The organism is Gemmatimonadota bacterium (assembly GCA_016713785.1).
Classification (GTDB): Bacteria; Gemmatimonadota; Gemmatimonadetes; order Gemmatimonadales; family GWC2-71-9; genus JADJOM01.
In genome coordinates this window covers 1-18,174 of record JADJOM010000002.1, presented here as the reverse complement: position 1 = coordinate 18,174, position 18,174 = coordinate 1, and the positions used below count along the sequence as shown (strand labels likewise).

General features: G+C 73.6%; 15 protein-coding genes and 1 pseudogene. 10 read left to right on the top strand and 6 right to left on the bottom strand.

From position 1 onward, the window contains the following. Positions 1-27 precede the first annotated feature (27 nt). The 7 genes and pseudogenes from IPJ95_04490 to IPJ95_04460 all read left to right on the top strand — a co-directional run bounded on the left by IPJ95_04490 (position 28) and on the right by IPJ95_04460 (position 9,029). The gene (locus IPJ95_04490; protein ID MBK7922877.1) at positions 28-2,676 is read left to right on the top strand and encodes a hypothetical protein; all 2,649 of its coding nucleotides are present in this window, start codon (positions 28-30) and stop codon (positions 2,674-2,676) included. Positions 2,677-3,121: 445 nt separating this feature from the next. Next, positions 3,122-3,970 carry a hypothetical protein gene (locus IPJ95_04485; protein MBK7922876.1) on the top strand — a complete coding sequence of 283 codons (849 nt, stop codon included), beginning with the start codon at positions 3,122-3,124 and terminating at the stop codon, positions 3,968-3,970. A 13-nt stretch (positions 3,971-3,983) separates the two neighbouring features. Beyond that, a complete protein-coding gene (locus IPJ95_04480) occupies positions 3,984-4,964 on the top strand; it encodes a hypothetical protein (protein ID MBK7922875.1) in 981 nt (326 codons plus the stop codon). A 40-nt stretch (positions 4,965-5,004) separates the two neighbouring features. Further along, a complete protein-coding gene (locus tag IPJ95_04475) occupies positions 5,005-6,948 on the top strand; it encodes an Ig-like domain-containing protein (protein ID MBK7922874.1) in 1,944 nt (647 codons plus the stop codon). Further along, positions 6,864-7,283 (top strand): hypothetical protein, encoded by a 420-nt coding sequence (locus IPJ95_04470; protein ID MBK7922873.1) that lies wholly within the window; start codon positions 6,864-6,866, stop codon positions 7,281-7,283. Before IPJ95_04475 ends, IPJ95_04470 begins: the two co-directional genes overlap by 85 nt. Beyond that, positions 7,280-8,316: pseudogene (locus tag IPJ95_04465) on the top strand (zinc-binding dehydrogenase). The gene IPJ95_04470 and the pseudogene IPJ95_04465 overlap by 4 nt, the downstream one beginning before the upstream one ends. Continuing rightward, positions 8,313-9,029 (top strand): hypothetical protein, encoded by a 717-nt coding sequence (locus tag IPJ95_04460; GenBank protein MBK7922872.1) that lies wholly within the window; start codon positions 8,313-8,315, stop codon positions 9,027-9,029. The pseudogene IPJ95_04465 and the gene IPJ95_04460 overlap by 4 nt, the downstream one beginning before the upstream one ends. A gap of 13 nt (positions 9,030-9,042) precedes the next feature. Here IPJ95_04460 and IPJ95_04455 read toward each other — a convergent pair whose 3' ends face one another. From IPJ95_04455 to IPJ95_04445, 3 genes are all read right to left on the bottom strand, one after another. Then, positions 9,043-9,771, bottom strand: coding sequence for a hypothetical protein (locus IPJ95_04455; GenBank protein ID MBK7922871.1), 729 nt, complete (start codon positions 9,769-9,771; stop codon positions 9,043-9,045). A gap of 409 nt (positions 9,772-10,180) precedes the next feature. Continuing rightward, positions 10,181-10,597 (bottom strand): hypothetical protein, encoded by a 417-nt coding sequence (locus tag IPJ95_04450; protein MBK7922870.1) that lies wholly within the window; start codon positions 10,595-10,597, stop codon positions 10,181-10,183. Continuing rightward, complete coding sequence (locus IPJ95_04445; protein MBK7922869.1) at positions 10,528-11,265, bottom strand: hypothetical protein; 738 nt, start codon at positions 11,263-11,265, stop codon at positions 10,528-10,530. The genes IPJ95_04450 and IPJ95_04445 overlap by 70 nt, the downstream gene beginning before the upstream one ends. Before the next feature lie 440 nt (positions 11,266-11,705). On the opposite strand from IPJ95_04445, the gene IPJ95_04440 reads away from it, so the two are divergent. Both IPJ95_04440 and IPJ95_04435 read left to right on the top strand, forming a co-directional pair. Continuing rightward, positions 11,706-11,942, top strand: coding sequence for a hypothetical protein (locus IPJ95_04440; GenBank protein ID MBK7922868.1), 237 nt, complete (start codon positions 11,706-11,708; stop codon positions 11,940-11,942). 338 nt (positions 11,943-12,280) lie between these two features. After that, positions 12,281-12,553 (top strand): hypothetical protein, encoded by a 273-nt coding sequence (locus tag IPJ95_04435; protein MBK7922867.1) that lies wholly within the window; start codon positions 12,281-12,283, stop codon positions 12,551-12,553. A gap of 31 nt (positions 12,554-12,584) precedes the next feature. Here the strand turns inward: IPJ95_04435 and IPJ95_04430 are convergent, their stop codons facing one another. Both IPJ95_04430 and IPJ95_04425 read right to left on the bottom strand, forming a co-directional pair. After that, on the bottom strand, positions 12,585-12,938 hold the full coding sequence (locus IPJ95_04430; protein MBK7922866.1) for a hypothetical protein: 354 nt from the start codon (positions 12,936-12,938) through the stop codon (positions 12,585-12,587). 536 nt (positions 12,939-13,474) lie between these two features. Continuing rightward, positions 13,475-13,972 carry a hypothetical protein gene (locus IPJ95_04425; protein ID MBK7922865.1) on the bottom strand — a complete coding sequence of 166 codons (498 nt, stop codon included), beginning with the start codon at positions 13,970-13,972 and terminating at the stop codon, positions 13,475-13,477. Between the two features lie 136 nt (positions 13,973-14,108). Between IPJ95_04425 and IPJ95_04420 the strand changes: the two genes are divergently transcribed. Further along, positions 14,109-14,897 carry a hypothetical protein gene (locus IPJ95_04420; GenBank protein ID MBK7922864.1) on the top strand — a complete coding sequence of 263 codons (789 nt, stop codon included), beginning with the start codon at positions 14,109-14,111 and terminating at the stop codon, positions 14,895-14,897. A gap of 1,299 nt (positions 14,898-16,196) precedes the next feature. Here the strand turns inward: IPJ95_04420 and IPJ95_04415 are convergent. Next, positions 16,197-16,349: a hypothetical protein gene (locus tag IPJ95_04415; GenBank protein MBK7922863.1), complete on the bottom strand. Its 153-nt coding sequence runs from the start codon at positions 16,347-16,349 to the stop codon at positions 16,197-16,199. Positions 16,350-18,174: the final 1,825 nt, after the last annotated feature.

The following is an 18,174-nucleotide window of genomic DNA, read 5'->3' as shown; positions in this document are numbered from 1 at the left end:
CGCCGGGACCCCTTGAGGAGACATGCCATGTCGCACCGCACCGCCTTGCTCCCGCTCCTCCTGCTCGGCCTCCCCGCGGCGGCCGTCGCGCAGGGGGTTGCCGATTCCACCGCGCTCCGGCCGGTCGAGTGGCGGGCCGGCCCCGCCGACTTCCACGGCCCCGCGCGGCCCGGGAGCTACGTCAGCGCGGTGGGCCGCCGCGCCCTCGCCATGGGCACCGAGCAGGGGGGCTTCGAGGTCTGGGCCTGGCCGCTCAAGCTGCTGCACCACTTCGAGCTCCGGTTCCAGACGCCGCTCTATCCCGAGGCGATCGCCGGCCGCGGGCTGGCCCGCGCGGTGACAATCACCCCCGCCGGTCCCGTCATCACCTACACCCACCCCGCCTTCACGGTGCGGCAGTCGGTGTTCGCGCTGCGCGACGCGCCGGCGGTGGTGATGCTGCTCGACGTGGACGCGGTGCGGCCCATGGAGATCGTGGCCGAGTTCATCTCCGACCTGCAGCTGGCGTGGCCGGGGGCGATCGGCGGGCAATACGTGTTCTGGGACGACGCCGAGAAGGCGTTCATCCTCTCGGAGAGCCAGCGGAAGGCCAGCGCGCTGGTGGGGAGCCCCTCCACCACCATCGCGACCAACCAGCCGGCGCATGACGTCCCCGACCAGCCGAACCAGTTCCGCATCGCGGTGGGCGATCCCGCCCGCGCGCCGATGCCGCGTCCCGGCGAGCCGGTGGGCCGGCTCACCTCGCTGCACGTCCGCGGCATCCCGATCGTGATCGTGGGCGGCCTCGCCCCGCGCGACAGCCTCAAGGCGCTCTACCGCCGGGTGCTGGCGGAGGTGCCCGCCCTGTACGCCGCCCGCGCCGCCGCCGCCGACAGCGTGAGCGCCAACGCGCTGTGGATCGAGTCGCCCGACGCGCGGCTCGACCAGGCGGTGCGCTGGGCGGCACTCAACCTCGACGAGGCGATGGTCTGCAACCCCGACCTGGGCTGCGGCCCGGTGGCGGGCTACGGGCCGAGCGAGTCGCGCGGGGCGCGCCCCGGCTTCGGGTGGTTCTTCGGCGGCGACGCCGCCATCAACTCCCTGGGGATGGGCGCGCTGGGCCAGTACGACCTGGTGCGGCAGGGCCTCGAGTTCTTCGTGAAGTACCAGCGTACCGACGGCAAGATCCCCCACGAGATCTCCCAGGCCGCCGGCCGCATCCGCTGGTTCGAGGACTTCCCCTACGCCTTCTACCACGCCGACACCACGCCCTACTGGCTCATGGCCTGGGGCGACTACTGGAAAGCCACCAACGACACCACCACCATCCGCCGGGTCTGGCCCGCCCTCCGCAAGGCCTACGAGTGGTGCCGCGGCACCGTGGATTCCACCACCGGCCTGATGCTCAACTCGAAGGGCGGACTCGGCGCCGTCGAGGTGGGCGACCTCGGCGTGGGCGTCCAGTCCGACATCTACCTGAGCGCGGTCTGGGTGGAGGCGCTGGACCGGATGGCGCGCATGGCCGAGGTGATGGAGCGGAAGCCCGCCGGCCGGTCGAACCGCCGAGCCGTCGAACCGTCGGCCCTGGGCGCACAAGCCCGTGCCCTCCACGCCCAGGCCCTCGCCTCCCTCCGCGACCGCTTCTGGCTGCCGGAGCAGCAGATGTACGCCTTTGCGCTGCTCGAGCGGGGCGAGATCCGCCCCGAGCTCACCGTGTGGCCCGCCACCGCCATGAGCTTCGGGCTCCTCGCCGACGATCGCGGCATGGCCGCCGCCGCCACCCAGGCCCGCGCCACCCTGCTCACCGACTGGGGCGCGCGCTCGCTCGCGGGGAGCAGCGCGCTGTTCGACCCGCTGCACTACAACAACGGCACCGTCTGGCCCTTCGTGACCGGCTTCGCGGCGCTGGCGCAGTACCGCTACCGGAACCCCACCGCCGGCTACCAGCAGCTGCAGGCGCTGGTGAACAGCGGCTGGGACCGCGGCCTGGGCCGCAACCCGGAGGTGTACGCCGGCCTGCTGCGCGAGCCGCTGGAGACCGCCGTGGCGCAGCAGTTCTTCGGCACCAGCTTCATCCCCACGGTGCTCGTGCGCGGGCTGCTCGGCTGGGAGCCGGATCTGCCCGCGGGGGTGGTGCACCTGGCGCCGGCGCTGCCGGCGGGATGGGATCGCCTCGAGGTGCACAACGCCCCCGCCGGCGAGGGACGGTTCGACCTGTCGTTCCGGAAGGCGCCCGGCCGCCTGGAGCTGACGATCGTGCGCACCGGCGGCGCCGGCAGCACCACCATCCACTACGCCCCGCGCCTGCCACTCGGCGCGCGGCTGCTCCGGGCCAGCGACGAGGCCGGCGGCTCTGGCCCCTGCGGCGCGGCGGTGCCGACGGCGCGGGACGTCGGCGTGCCCTGCCCGGTGACGGTGACCGACCGCGCGCACGTGGTGCTGGAGTACGAGCCGGGCTACGAGGTGCTGCTCGCGCCGGTCGAGACGCCGCGCGGCGGCGCCTCGCGCCAGCTGCGCCTGCTCGACCAGCGCCTCGAGGGCGACACCCTGGCGCTCACGCTCGAAGGGCCCGCCGGCAGCACCGCGCCGATCCTGGTGCGCCGCGGCGGCAGCGTGCACCCGCTCATCACCTTCCCCACCCCTGGCGACAGCGTGGATGGGTACAGCCGCGTTGATCTGAGGGTGGTTGTTCCGTAGGGAAGAGGGAAGAGGGAAGAGGGAAGAGGGAACCGAAGGGGAAGGGGGAAGGGGGAAAGGGGAACGGGGGTCCGGGGGAGGGCCGCCCCTTGTCATTCCGAGCCGCCGAGCCGCCGAGCCGCCGAGCCGTCCAACCATCGAGCCACCATGCTCTCACTGACGCTCATCGCCGCGCTGCTCACCGGGGCGCCCGATTCGTTGTACGACTACCGCACGGAGCGCGGCTTCCTGGCCATGCCCGATGGGGCGCGGCTGGCGGTGACCTGGTGGCTCCCCACGCCGAAGCACCCCGGCGAGCGGTTTCCGGTGCTGCTCGAGTACCTGCCCTACCGCAAGGACGACAGCTTCTACGCCCGCGACTTCCCGCTGTACGACTACTTCGTGCGGCGGGGCTTTGTCCCTGGCCAAGGTGGACCTGCGCGGCACCGGCGGGTCCGACGGGCCGGTGCCCTCGCGGGAGTACTCGGAGCAGGAACTCGACGACGCGGAGCAGGTGATCGCGCAGCTGGCGCGGCGGCGGGACGGCAACGGCCACGTGGGGATGTGGGGGATCTCGTGGGGCGGGTTCAACGCCATCCAGGTGGCGATGCGCCAGCCCCCGGCGCTCAAGGCCATCCTGGCGCTGCACGCCACCGACGACCTGTTCCATGACGACGTGCACTACATCGACGGGGCGCTGCACCTCGACCCCTACATCCTGCAGATCGACCACGAGAACGGGCTGCCCCGCACCCCGGGCTACGCCTTCGACGCGGCGTACTTCCGCGACCGCTTCGACGCCTCTCCGTGGGTGCTCACCTACCTCAAGCAGCCGGCGGACGGTCCCTTCTGGCGCCGGAACGGCCTCCGCTTCCGGCCCGAGGCGCTCACCATCCCCGCGTACCTGATCGGCGGGCTGCTCGACGGCTACCGGGACCTCCGCTGCGCGCGCTCGGGTACCTGGCCGGCCCGGTCAAGGCCGAGATCGGCCCGTGGGTGCACGACTGGCCCGACGACGGCACCCCGGGTCCCAACTATGAATGGCGGGCCCGCGCGGTGGCGTGGTGGGATCACTGGCTGCGCGGCGGGCCTGACGCCATCGTCCGCGAGCCGCGGCTGCTCGTGTTCCAGCGCGAGGGGCACGCCCCGGACCGCAACCTGGCGGAGACGCCTGGGCACTGGCGCTTCGAGGACTGGCCGGTGGCCGGCGCGCGCGCCGACACCCTGCACCTCGCGCCGGGGGGCGGGCTCCAGGCCGAGCCGCCGAGCCGCCGAGCCACCGAGCGACTGCGCTACCGTCCGGGCTTCGGCGTGATGGCCGGCGACTGGTGGGGCGAACCCACCGGCGACATGCGCCGCGACGACGCCGGCAGCCTGGTATACGACTCCCCGCGCTCGACACCACGCTCACCCTGCTGGGCCTGCCGCGGGTGGTGCTGCGGACCATCGCCGGCGCCCCGCTCGCCAACTGGACGGCGCGGCTCGAGGACGTGGCGCCCGACGGGGAGGTCTCACTGGTGGCGGGCGGGGCGCTCAACGCCACCCAGCGTGACGACCCCGCGGCGCCCACGCGGCTGGTGCCGGGACAGTCGTACACCCTGGCCTGGGACCTCCACCTCAGCACCTGGGCCTTCCGCCCCGGGCACCGGGTCCGGCTCGCCGTCTCCAACGCCCAGTTCCCGATGCTCTGGCCCACGCCGTACCCGATGACCAGCGTCGTGGAGCCGACGGGCTCGTTCGTGGTGCTCCCCCTGGTGCCGGCGGCGAGCCCCTATCCGGCCCCGGCGCTCCCGGTGCCCGAGCCGCGGCGCCACCGTCCCGACGTGACCCACCACGACGACCCGTTCCCCGCCGTGGAGCGCGCCAGCTACGACCCGCGCAGCGGGATGACCACCTTCGAGTGGAAGAGCGGCGCCGCCTGGTCCATCGGCGCGGTGCGGTACGACTACACTGAGGCCGAGACCTATCGCACCACCGACAGCGCGCCGGCGCGCTCGAGCTTCCTTGGCGTGGCCAGCCACCGGGTCCGCCCACCGGGCCGGGAGTTCACCCTCACCACCACCATCGACGTCACCTCCGATTCGGCCGCGTTCCACGTGACCGTGACCCGGGAACTGGCCCGGCCGGGGCAGCGGACCCGGGTCCGGCGCTGGCGGAGTCGCTGCCGCGGGAGTGGCACTAGCCGCCCGGGCCGTCGCAGTCCGCCGGGCGGTCTGGCGTGTTTGCCGACCGGGGTCCGAAGGGCCGTCATTGGCACGATACAAGCTGTTGTACCACAATGCTTTGCGGTTATCCAACCGATGGTCTAGCCCTTGCACTTCTCCGGGTGTCTCTGACTGAACCCGGGCCATGTCCACTCCGCTCCGCTGGTCATCGATCGTCCTCACGCTCGCGCTGCTCCTTCCTCGGGGGTCGGCGGCGCAGACCGTGACCGAACTCTACGCCACCCCCGATTCACTGCGCCTCGAGGCCGGGCAGCGGCAGGGGCTGTCGGTGCAGGCCTTCGACGACGCCGGCAACGCCGTGCTGGCGATCCGCTTCCGCTCCACCGACACCCTGGTGGCGCGGGTGGCGAGCAACGGCACGGTGAGCGCGCTGGCCGGTGGCCGCGCCCGCATCGTGATCGAGGCCGGCAGCAGGAGCAAGACGATCCAGGTGGTGGTGACCGGTCCGGTGGCCGCGCCGGTGGCGCGGTCCGGGGCCCGGGTGGCGCCCGCCCCGACGGCGCCGTCCGCGCCGGCCGAGCCCGCCCCCGCGCCGATCCCACCGGCGCCGCTCTACACCCAGCTCACCGCCGAACCCGCCACGCTGGCGCTGCTCCCGACGGAGCACGGCCGGCTGCAGCTTCGCGCGCTGCGGGCCGACGGCACCGTGGGCGCGCCGGAGGGCGCGGTGTGGCGTTCCTCGCGCCCGGAGATCGTCGCGCTGAGCGACAGCATGGGCGGCCTGACCGCGATGGCTTCGGGCCAGGCGGTGGTGGAGGCCGCGATTCCCAACGGTCCGAGCGTGCGGGTGCCGGTGGCGGTCTCGCTGGCGACGATCGGCGCCGACCGCGACCGGCTGGTGCTGTCCCCCGACGACAGCGACACGGTCGGCATCATCGTCCCGGCGCAGGGCGGCCGCCGGCTCCGGCCCCAGGACCTGGTGTGGAGCGCCAGTGACGACGGCGTGCTCGAGGTGCGGGCGGATGGCGTGGTCCGGGCGCGCACCGCCGGCCGGTCCGAGGTGGTGGTGCGCGGCTTCCTGCAGGAGGTGCGGGTGCCGGTGATCGTGCACCAGCGGGTGGCGCGCTTCGCCGTGGCGCCGCGGCTCACCGACACGGTGCGCATCCCGGCGGAGACGAGCCGCGAGTTCACCGTGATCCCGCAGACCATCGACTCGCTCCCCATCGAGGGCGTGCCCATGGCGTGGACGGTGGGCGACACGAGCATCGCCCGCTTCGATCCGGTCACCGGCACGCTGACCGCGCGCCGCGCCGGGCGCACCACGCTCGAGTTCTCGGCCCGCGGCTTCCTGCCCAAGGGCTGGTCCATCGAGGTGCTGCCGGGGGCCATCGCCCTCGACCGGCAGCGGCTGACGCTGGCCGCGGGCGAGCGGACCCGTCTGACCGCCGCCTTCGTGGACCTGGCCGGCGCGCCCGTCGGCGCCGCGCAGGGCGTGCAGTGGGTGACCAGCAACGCGGGCCTGGTGAAGGTCGACGCCGACGGCACCGTGGAGGCCGTGGCCCCCGGCCGCGCCACCATCACCGCGCGGGCCGGCGCCGGGGCGCCGAGCAGCGCCACGGTGCTCGTCACCGGCGACCTGCTGCTCACCTCCACCCGCAGCGGGCGGCTCGGCATCTACGCCACGCTGACCCGCGCGCCGGAGCAGTTCATCCCGCTGGTGGCCGACAGCTTCGGCAACTACCTCGACGGCGCCTACTCCCCCGACCGCAGCCGCGTGGCCTACGCGTCCGACCGCCTCGGCGCGGGGAACTACGACATCTACGTGGCCGACGCCGACGGCCGGAACCCGGCGCGGCTCACCACCGAGGCGGGCATGGACCTGCAGCCGCACTGGACGCCCGATGGCCAGTCGCTGGTGTTCGTCTCGCTCCGGGGCGGGGCCCGCCAGCTCTACGTGATGCAGGCCGACGGCAGCAACGTGCGCGCGCTGACCGCCCTGCCGGGCGGCGCGGAGGAGCCGGCGATCTCCCCGACGGCCGCACCGTGGCCTTCACCGGCTACACCAGCCGCGAGGCCCCGGGCGACATCTACGTGGTGCCGCTGGCCGGTGGCGTGCCGCAGCCCGTGACGGCCACCCGGGACCGGCGCGAGAACCGGCCGCTCTACCTGCCCAGCGGCGACCTGGCCTGGGTGCTGCACCGCAAGGACCGGCGCGAGCCGGAGCTGGTGCTGCAGCAGGGCGCCGCCGGCGGCCCGCCGGTGACGCTGGTGAGCACCGACCTGACCCTCATGGACATCGCCCTGGCGCGGGATGGCGCCCGGATCGCGTGGGTGGCCAGCAAGCCGGCCGACAAGAACCGGGTCGTGCCCGAGTTTACATTGCAGTGGCGCGCGCTCCCGGGCGGCGTGGACACCAGCGTACGGCTCCTTCCCGGGGAACGGATCACGAGTCCCGCTTTTTGATCGCCCTGACCCTCACCGCCCTCGGCGGGCTGGACCAGATCACCCTGCAGGACGTCCCGCGGCCCGAGCTCGGCGCCGCGGATGACGTGCGCGTGCGGATCCACGCCGCGGCCCTCAACCGCCTGGACCTCTGGGTGGTCGCCGGCCTCCCCGGCATCCGCTACCAGTTCCCCCACATCCTGGGCGCCGACGGCGCCGGCACCGTCGAGCGCGTGGGCGCCGGCGTCACCGGCTTCGCCCCCGGCGACCGGGTGCTGCTCAACCCCGGCGTGAGTTGTGGCGCGTGCGAGTGGTGCCTGGCGGGGGACCAGCCGCTCTGCCCCGAATTCGGGGTGCTGGGGAGCATCGCCCCGGCACGCTGGCGGAGTACATCGTGGTGCCGGCGCGCAACCTGGCCCGGGTCCCCGACGGCCTCGGCTGGGCGGAGGCCGCCGCGCTCCCGCTGGCCACGGTGACGGCCTGGCGGATGCTCATCACCCGCGCCGCGCTCCGCCCCGGCGAGACGGTGCTCATCTGGGGCGTCGGCGGCGGGGTGGCGCAGGCGGCGCTGCAGGTGGCCAAGCTGGTGGGGGCGGAGGTGATCGTGACCAGCTCCTCGGACGAGAAGCTGGCGCGGGCCCGCGCGCTCGGCGCCGATCACCTGCTCAACCACGCGCAGGTGGACGTGGCGCGGGAGGTCCGCGCCCTCACCCACCGCCGCGGGGTGGACGTGGTGGTGGACAGCGTGGGCGAGGCCACCTGGGACCAGTCGCTCCGGGCGCTGGCGCGGAAGGGCCGGCTGGTCACCTGCGGCGGCACCACCGGGCCCGAGGTGACCACCGACGTGCGCAAGCTGTTCTGGTACCAGTGGTCGATCCTCGGGTCCACGATGGGCAGTGACGCCGAGTTCCGTGCTATCGTTGAGCTGGCCGGACGGGGACGGCTCCGTCCCCCGCTGGATGCCGTCGTCCCGCTGGCCCGGGGACGGGAGGCGTTCGCGCGGCTGGCCAGTGGCGCCCAGTCGGGCAAGATCGTGATCGAGGTGGCGGGATGAGCGAGTTGTGGGAGCGGCTCCTGATCGGGTGGGGCGAGCTGGCCGTGGTGCTGCCGGGGCTGCTGGCGGCGGCGCTGATCATGTTCGCCGGGTACTTCGTGGCCCGGCAGCTGCAGCGCTGGACCGACCGCACCCTCGAGCGGCTGCACTTCAAGCGGCTGGCCGACGCCGGCGGCTTCACCGAGGCCGCCGGCCGGGTGCGGCTCGACCCGGTGCGCGCCATCGGCAAGCTGATCTTCTGGCTGGCCATGCTGGTGGTGGTGCTGCTGGCCAGCTCCGCCCTCGGGCTGGAGAACGTGCGCGAGATGTTCGGCCGGATGCTCGCCTTCATCCCCACGCTCATCTCGGGGACGGTGATCATCATCCTCGGCATGATCATCGGCGAGTTCGTGCGGGCGCTGATCGTGGCGTCGGCCGGCGGGGTGGAGGGCGTGCCGACGGTGGCCAAGCTCACCAAGGGCGCGATGGTGATGATCGCGTTCTTCATGGCGCTGCAGCAGGTGGGCGTGAGCGAGGAGATCGTCACCTCGGCCTTCACCCTGGTGGTGGGGTCCATCGCGCTGGCGGCGGGCCTGGCGTTCGGGCTGGGGAACCGGCAGCTGGCGGGCGAGATGACGCGCCGCTGGTACGAGGAGGGCCGCCGCCGCAACCGCCGCGCCACCGACCCGCCGGACCCCCCGGCGCCGGAGGAGGAAGGCGGGGGGCCCGGCTAGGCGTCAGGCGCGCCTATTTGACGACGTACCGCCCGACCTGCTGGCCCGCCTCGCCGCGCAGGATCAGGTACACCCGCCCGTCCCCGCCGAAGCCCGCCACGCTCGCGTTCCGAGGCAGCTGCACCGAGCGTACCTGCCGCCCGTCCCGCCCCACGACATCCCACACCGGCACGGAATCGCCGTAGGGGCGTGACCGCTGCAGCCACACCGCCCCGCTCGGGTCGGTCTGGCCCGCGGCGAAGGGCGGCTTCTCGTCGGCGAAGGGATACGACAGCTCGATGCCCGCCGGCGCGCCCATCTGCGCCATCTGGCCCCGCAACCGCTCCAGGAAGACGTCCTTCTCCTCCTGCGTCACCAGGACCTCCTCGAAGCTGCGCGACGGCCCCTTGCTCCACTCCCCCGAGGGGGCGCGCCAGTCCACGGCGTTGTTCGAGGCGCGCGCCACCCAGAGCGAGCCGTCCGGCAGCACGCCGAAGATGTCGCGGCCCGAGAAGATGGTCGAGACGATCTTCATCTGCTCGCCGAACTGGCCCCGGCCCCACACCGGCAGCTTGAGCCGCGCCACGGTGTCGGCCACGGTGTCGCCGCGGGGGATCTGCAGCACGTTGAGGCTGTCGAGCCCCACCTCCTGCCCCGGCTCCAGCCCGCCCAGCACCGCGCGGATGTCTTCCTTGTAGCCGTGGCCCCGCTGGTCGTAGTAGAGCGGCTGGTTGTAGCCGCCCACGCCGCGCCCCGGCAGCACCCCGACGAACGCCCCCCTGGCCGGTCCACAGGGTGGTGCGCTCGGCGGCGAAGTCGATCAGGCCCAGGGGTGGCGCCGGCCAGGCGCAGCACGTAGCCGGGGAGCTTGTGCCTGCCGGGCGCGGGGTCATCGGTGGCGATGGTGTCGGCGTGCTCGCCGAGCGGCGTCACGTTGCCCGACGCGAAGTCGGCGAGGAGGAACGTCTTGTCCTTGAGCTCGGCGAGCGCCACCCGGCCGTCGCTCAGCTCCACCACGTTGCTCACCTGCTGGAAGGTGCGGGGCAGGGTGGCCTCGGGCTGGTCCAGCACCACCAGCGGGGTGGGGGCGTCCGTGCACGCCAGGGCGAGCAGGAGCAGGGCGGGCAGGGCGCGCGGCCGGACCATCATCGGGGCGACTCCGGCGGAAAGCGTCAGGGCGTTGCCGCGCCGGCGGGAGCCGGCGGGTTCAGGCGGAAGCGGAGCAGCCGGACGCCGTGCTCGATCGGCTCGGCCACCAGGAGGTCGGTGGGACTGATCGCCAGCACGTGGCCCAGGCCACGGTGGGTCACCTCGCGGACCAGCGCGCCGGTGCGGTCCACCACCTGGTAGTAGCGCAGCGAGTCGCCGATGGCGCGGCTCTTGGTGAGCCAGAGCTGCCCGTCGGGGTCGAGGGTCGCGCCCTCGAAGGGGCCTTGATCGCCGCGAAGGGGATCTGGGCCACCGTCGGGCGCAGGCCGGCGTCGAAGCGGTTGAGGAAGAGCTCGCGGTCGTTCTCCGGTCACCGGGAGCACCCGGTCCGGCAGCTGGTGGCCCAGCTCCACCGCGCCGCTGTCGGCGCGCCATTCCACCCGGTTCTCCGCCACCCGCGCCACCCAGAGGGGTGCCGTCGGGGCGGATGCCCCCAGCGATCCTGCCCCGAGAGCAGGCGGCGCTCCAGCCGGCGACGGCCCTCGCTCAGCACCTCGGCCAGGTCGAACGGGGCCAGCCGCGCCACGGTGTCGTCGGGGCCGGCCAGGTCGGTGCGGACGATGGCGGCGGAATCGCGGTTGCCCGACCCGTCGGGGCCTGGCGGCGGGCGCAGCTCGAAGTACCAGCGGCCGGCGGCGTCGCGGGCGCGGGGCAGCGCGCCGCGGAAGCGGTCCACCGCCGGCAGCACGCCCGCCGGCGCGCCGCGCAGCGACCAGCCGGTGAGCCGCCGCCGCTGCCAGTCGGCCACGAAGATGGTGTCGCCGCTGCGGAAGAGGTGGAACGGCTGGTCGAGCTCCTGCCGGGCGCGGGGCGGGAAGGGGGCCAGCGCATGGGTGCCGAAGTCCACCACCTGCACCGCCCGGTCCTGCGGCGAGATCACCACCCAGCGGTCGCCCTCGAGCCAGGCGGCGTCGGTCACCTCGCCGGCGAACGGCGCGATGACCGTGTCGGCGGGGGGCGCGAGCTCGCGGCTTTCCAGCGGCGGCGCCGCCGCGGGGCAGGCGGCGAGCAGCAGCGGCAGCAGGGCGGGGAAACGGAGCCGGGACATGGGGCGGGAAATGTAATGCGCGGGGGGATGGGGCGGGGAGCACCCCCTGCAACCGCCGCCGCCGACCGGGCATCCTTCCCGGCATTCGAACCACGTGCCGCTGCACCCCCTCTCCTCCGTGGAGGTATCCCGCGTGCGCCTGTTGCTTTGTGCGACCATCCTGGCGGCCCTGCCCGCCGCCGCCCAGCAGGTCCCGACCCGCGCCCTGAAGACGCCCGAGGCGGAGTTCGAGCAGCCCTTCGACGCGGTCTTCGCCATCCGCGAGCTGGCCTCGGGCAAGGTCCTCGTCACCGACCTCGGCCCCAAGGCGGTGCTGCTCGCCGACCTCGCCACCGGCGAGCAGGTCAACGTGGGCCGCAACGGCCAGGGGGCCGGGCGAATACCAGTTCCCCGGCGACCTCCTGCCCTTCCGCGGCGACTCGGTGGTGCTCGTGGACCGGGTGAGCCGGCGCCTCCTCGTGGTGAGCCCCGAGGGGAAGCTCAGCCGCACCATCCCGTACCCCGAAGGCCTGAGCGGCATGCCCGATGCCCGGGGCGCCGACCGGCAGGGGCGGATCTACTTCCAGGGCAGCCCCTTCCGGGGCGAGCTCGGCGGCGGCATGGAGGTCGGCGGCGCGCTCCCGATTCGGTGGCGCTCATCCGCTGGGACCCGGCCACGAAGCGGCTCGACAGCCTGACCCGCGTGAAGATCCCCGCCATCAAGATGCAGGTCTCCGGGGGCAGAACGCCCGCACGGTCATGATGCGGAGCCAGCCCCTTTGCGCCGAGCGACGAGTGGACCGTCACGCCCGAGGGGGCGGTGGCCATCGCGCGGGTCGGCGACCACCACGTGGAGTGGCTGGGCGCCGGGGCGCCGGTGCGCGGCGGCCCGTGCCGTACGACCCCCTCAAGGTGGCGGCCGCCGACAAGCAGCTCTTCCTCGAGGGCATGCGCACCAGCCGCAACCGGATCACGGTCAACGTCGGCGGCGCGGGGCCGCGGGGGCCGCAACAACCAGGACAACGGCCCGCCCCAGATGACCGAGAAGGATTTCGACTGGCCCGAGGTCAAGCCGCCCTTCCCCACCCGCGCGCTGCAGTTTGCCCCCGAGGGCCAGCTGTGGGTCACCCGCTCCACCAGCGCCCGCGACTCGACCCCGGTGTACGACCTCTTCGACGCCGGCGGGAAACTGACCGGCCGCGTCACGCTCCCTTTGGGGCGCCGCATGGTGGGGATGGGGAATGGCGTGGTGTACGCGGTCCGCACCGACGAGGACGGCCTGCAGTGGCTGGAACGGTACCGGCGCTAGCGCCGCGCCATCCTCCCCCCAGTTGGCGAGTCTACAGCGGGCCGCGGATCACGCGGCCCGCACCGCTCACCCGTTGCAGCGTCGGCCGCGCCACGCACCCGGCGCGGCGCAGCGCCGATTCCAGCACCCATTCCCAGCCCACCCATCCGCTGACCACCGGCCACGGCAGGTCGATGGCCAGCCGCAGCCAGCGGCGCAGGGTCCGGGGATCGATGTCGGCCAGGTAGGCCTGGGTCTCGAGGCTGAGCCCCGGCGTGAGGCTCGCCACCAGCCGCGCCAGGCCGCCGAGTCCGCGCCAGTCGCGTACCTCGTAGGAGCTCAGCGCCTGGAGCCTGCGCGTGACCGTCCGTGAGGTCGCGGCGGCTCGGCCGGCCCGCCGAAGCACGCGGCAAGGGTGCCGGCGATGGCGGGGCGGCGCAGCCCTGCTCCACCCAGAGCCCCAGCACCGTGGGGTGCGGCACCGGGCGCCGCCGCACCGCCGTCACCGCCCGGGCCACCAGGGAAGGTGGGCGTAGTCCGCCGGGTAGATCGGGGCCTCAAGCCCGGCACCGGCTCGAAGGCGCCAGCACCGCGCTCGAGATGCGCCGGTCGGGCGGGAGCAGCGCCAGCGGGCACCGGGAGCGCCTCGAGGTGGGCCTGCAGGGGCGCGGGCGAGTGCCGGAACCTCTCACTCAGGTCGGCGAGCAGGAGGCTGCCCACCGGGGACGATCCGCCCCGTCGGTTCCCAGGTGGCAGTACGGAGGTGTCACCACATGAACCGTCATGGTGGAATCGCCCTGTCTGTCCGGCAGCGGCGGAAATCGTTCAGGGGTAGAGGAGAGCAGCAGGGTGGCCGGGGTGACGCGTACTGGGACCGGGGCGGGATCGGGCCAGCGGTGGCGCAAGCTGCATGGTCGCGCGGGGGGCGGCCCCTGGCGTGGGTCATGCCCCACCGCGCCGCTCCCCTCCGGCTAATCTCACGTGCCTGCTGCTCCACGCCCCGGCGGCGGCCCGGGCCCAGGCCCGCGCCCCCGCCGCGCTGCACCTGGAACAGCAGGCGGCGTATCCCTGCCGCCGCACCTCCGGGATCGAGGGGGGCCACCGCCCCTGGTGGATGGCGGCTACGCTTTGTGGGCCGCCGACGGGACGATCTTCGAGGTCGATCCCACCGGCGTCCGGCTGGAACGCCACCTGCCGCGCGACCTGCGGCCCGTCGGCCTCACGCCGGTGCCCGGCGGCTTCCGCTTCCTCGACCTGCGCACCGGGACCGAGTACCAGCTTGGCGCCGACACCCTGCCCGCCGTGCTGGGCCGGGTGCCGCTGGCCCCGGGCCAGGAACTCGACGGGGCCCGCTGGGTCGATGACGGCTGGCTCCTCGCCGTCCGCGATACCTTGGCGCGCCGCTTCCTGCTGCGGCGGGTGGCCACGGGCGGCGCCCACACCTGTACGCCTCATCCGTGGCCGACACCGTGCCCCGGATTCCCCCGCTATCACCTCTCGCCGGCCGGGCCGGCGCTGCTGCTCACCCACCTGACGCGCCCTTCGAGGTGCTGCGCGTCGACCCCGGACGGGCGGCGTGGACACGCTCGCCACGCCCGCGGCCGACCCCGCGGTGCGCGCGGCGCTGCCGGACACCCTCGCCGGGTGGCGCGCGCTGCCGGCGGTGGCCCTCGACTGCGGCTGGCTCCTCACCCTCACCGACCTGACCAGCGACCAGCGCCTGCTGTTGCGCTACGACGCCGCCGGCGCGTTGGCCCGGGTCACCCCCGCTCGCGGTGCCGTTCGGGCTGGTGGCGGGGCGGCCCGCCGCCGCGACGCTGCTGGCCGCGCCGCGCCGGGGCCATGGAGCTGGTCTGGTATGCATGGCGCTGGGACCGGGAACCCGACTGACCGCTGCCTGATAACGAAAGGACCGCACCACATGAGACATCTTCGACTTGCCGCATCGCTGTTCGGCCTGCTGCTCCTGGTGGAGGCCGCCCCCGCCCAGGGGCAGATCACCGCCTCACTCGCCGCCGTACACGCCAATCTCGCCGTCGAGAAGAAGGCCGGCTGCTGGGGCTGCGCCAACACCTTCCCGGTGTCCATCTGCATCGGCGGCCAGGCGCCGGGTACTGGAACTGCATCCAGACGATGTTCGGCGGATGCACCCGTCGAGCCCCGGGTGTGGCGCGGGGGGCCATGCTGCCCTGGATGCCGATGGCGCCACCCAGTACGTCTCCCGCAGCCAGGCCCGGCCGTGACCACCGGCCTCTCGGCGGACCGGCCGGAGTACCGCAACTGTGAGGGCATCCTCGTGGCTCGCTGGCAGGATGGAATGCAGGTTGCTAACGTTAGATCCCGGACGGCGACCCTGACGCTGTGACCCCGGACCCCGGATCCTCGCCATGCGTTCCAGCGCCTTCGTCCTCGCGGCCCTGCTCCTGGGGCTCGCCCCGCCCCATCGGGGCCGCGCCTCCTTCCCGCGGCCGACCTGCGTCCCGATCCCACCTTCCGGCGCCGGCCAGCGTCCGGGCCCAGCTCCTCGCAGGTGGCGGAGCTCGCCCTGACCCCGATGGCAGCGCTCTACCTCGCGGGCTACCGTTTCCCCCGCCGTGCTGCACCCGAGGCCGAGCGGGCGTCTGCGCCGCATCCTGGGTCCGCGCCGGCAGCGCCCGGGCGAGTTCAGCTACATCTTCCAGCTCGGCGTGACCCGCGACACCCTCTGGGCCTCCGACCCGGGGCTAGGTCCGCGTGACCCTCTTTCCCCGCGACGGCAAGGGGCGTCCGCACCATCGGCTACGGCTTTGCGGTACTCCGGGCGCCCGCGCGACGACGTGCCCCGCAGCTGCGCCGCGGGGTGGTGGCCGTGCTGCCGAGCGGCGACCTCATCGCCGGGGCGGGGGTCAAGCCGGCCCGGGAACCGGAGGGGAGCCGATCGCCTACGCGGCGCTTCAGGTCGACCGGGACAACGTGGTGCGGGATACCCTCGCGGTCATCTCGCTCGAGAACGCGACGCTCCGGTTCTTTTTCGTGACGGCGCCACATTATGCCGTCCAGCCTTCAGCGACATCGTACTGGCGTATGCCAGCGACGGCTCGCTGCGGGTGCGGGTGGACCGGCCCGCGGCGCCACGCGGCGCGGCCGAGCCCACGTTCACGGTCACCGCGTGGCGGGGCGGAGTCACGCCCGCTGTGGCGCCGGGGGGTGCCGTACCGGCCGGCGCGGATCACCAGCGCGCGCGGATCGCGCGGGCGCTGGATCCGTTCGCCCATCCGGATCCGGCCGCGCCGCCACCGCCCATTACCGTCGACTCCATCCGCGCGCACCTCTACCTGCCGCCGATGTTGCCACTGGTGTCGGCGCAGCCCGTGGTGGGCCGCGACGGGCACACCCGATGCAGGTGCAGCTGGCCGACCTCGCCCCCGGACCGCCGCGAGTGGATGCTGCTCGCCCAACGGGTACCCCATCCGCCGGGTCACCACCGATCCCCGGTTCCGGCTGCTTCGAGGCCGACCGCTCCACGCTCTGGGGCAACATCGACGACCGCGACGACGTGTGCCGGCAGGTGGTGCGCTACCGGGCGCTGCCGCTGCTGGCGCTCGTAGGCGCACGGATGCCACGCGCCCCCGCAGCGCGTGCGCGGCGGGGGCGCCGTTGAGCGTGGAGCGTGGTGTCGCGGGGGTCAGGCGGTGGCGAGCACCGGCTGCTCGAGGACCCCGACCGGCGGCGGTGGCGCCTCCCACGCCACCAGGCCGTGCCGGTGGAGCATCGCCTCCACCTTCCACTCCCAGCCTGGGCAGGAGGCGGCCACCGCGAGGTCGATGCCAGAGCCCACGGCCCAGGCGCGGGCGCTCCGGGGAGCGAGCCCGCCGCCCCAGGCGCGCGCTGATCCAGGCCCGCACTGCTGGTGCCTCTGGTCAGGGCCAGCAACCCGGCCAGCCGGCGCGCCAGTGCCCCACCCGAGCGGCCCGGAACTCCGCGAGGCGGCGGTTGGTGGCGGCGGCGCAGCGAGGCCGGCGCGGGGTGGCTCGGAGTCGGAGTCGGAGTCGGAGTCGGAGTCGGAGTCAAGAGTCGGAGAGTCGGAAAGGCGCGCAGCGCTCGTCGACCGCGCGGCGATCAGGGGCGCGTGACAGCCGCCGACGATCGAGGTAGTCGAGGATCTCTTGAGATCGAGGGGGCGCCACGACGTCCGGACCGCGTCGGTGAGTGCCTGGCCACTCGCCGCGAGTCCCTGCGGGCAACGGCCGCGCCGGCTTTGGAAGCGTCCCGGTGCAGTGCCGCGACCCTGCCGCGCCGAGGCCACCGCTGACGAGCAGCACCACGGCGCACCAGGGGCGGCCTGCAGCGCCTCTCCGGATGCGTCGCCATGGCGGGCCCGCGCCCGGCGTCGATCACGGGCGCATCGCCGAGGAGGGGCTGGACGCCTGGCTGCCAGGGCACCCCAGCGTGCGATGGACGGCGCAGAGGACACGGACGGGGGTGGCATCGGTGATTGCCTCCCGGGCGGGCGCGCGGGTCGGGGGTGCTGGTGGATCGTCGCGCGCCGTTCGCGTGCGGCTGACTCAGCTGCCGCATGCGATTCTTACGATACAAACCTTCGCGGCTGGGAGCGTCAGGAGCCGGACGGAAGCTGTTTGAGGCTGCGCTGTCTGCGGTTCAGCCTCAAACGCGGCAGGAGTTCCGCCGGGGCAGCACACGGGCTCGTGGACAGAGCGAGTTGGACCAAGTGGATCGGACAGATTCGTCCACGCTGTGTATGGCGCACTACCGCGTCCAGCGTCATCAGCGATCCCACGGGCCGCCAGCGACCCGTCGCTCGCCGGACAGCCAAGGACACTTTGTCCATTTCACAGGAGCTGCAATGCACAGAACGCTGCGCGTCACCCTTCTTGCTTTGCCACCACATTGGCTGCGGCAACTGCGGCAGCCGCGTCCTCATCGCGAAGCCGCTGGCGGTTCTCCCGAATGCCCGTATACCAGCCAGCCAGCCTGTGGGTTGTGCGCAGACTGCGACGAATCCCGTGACGGCGCCACCTGTACCCTGAGCAGTTGGTCTTGTGGCAGCTCCGGCAACGTTCAGGAGCAGGAGTGTGCTTACGTTCGCAACTAGGTCGCGACGCGCGCCCACCGCCGCCGTCACCGTGGGCGCGTTGGTACGTCCTCTCGATTGATGGGTGAACGAGTCCCGCCTTCCCTGATGAGTCGCACCATACATGGGATCGCCGCGCTTCCTCGCGGTGTCGCAGGTGATGACCCCGGTCATCCCTCCTCTTTGTTGTGCATTCATCGCAATCCGCGACCTTCCTGGCTTGGTGAATGAGCGATGATCGGCTCCCTCCGAGCGTGCCGATGCCGTGGCCCGCCAAGCGCGATTCCGGGGCGGGTGACCGGGTCGTCGAGCCGCGGTAGATTGTGACTTCGATTGCCCTACTGCCGTCGGGAGCGTCGGCGCGCGTCCTCGGAGCGTGGCAGCGTCTGGCGATAGCGTGGACTGGCGACTTCGGTACCGCGCGAACTGGTGCGGCTGCTGAGCATGGAAGGCGCCCTGGTCGCCCTCTGCACCGCGGACAGCACCGGCCCGTGGCAATTTACGCCCAGCTGACTTCCACTGCACCCATTGCGTCAGACCAGATTGATCAGGCACTGTCGCGCATGGCCGC

Coding starts and splice junctions, on each gene's coding strand:
- IPJ95_04490 (MBK7922877.1), top strand. CDS start 28: ATGTCGCACCGCACCGCCTTGCTCCCGCTCCTCCTGCTCGGCCTCCCC.
- IPJ95_04475 (MBK7922874.1), top strand. CDS start 5,005: ATGTCCACTCCGCTCCGCTGGTCATCGATCGTCCTCACGCTCGCGCTG.
- IPJ95_04460 (MBK7922872.1), top strand. CDS start 8,313: ATGAGCGAGTTGTGGGAGCGGCTCCTGATCGGGTGGGGCGAGCTGGCC.
- IPJ95_04445 (MBK7922869.1), bottom strand. CDS start 11,265: ATGTCCCGGCTCCGTTTCCCCGCCCTGCTGCCGCTGCTGCTCGCCGCC.
- IPJ95_04435 (MBK7922867.1), top strand. CDS start 12,281: ATGACCGAGAAGGATTTCGACTGGCCCGAGGTCAAGCCGCCCTTCCCC.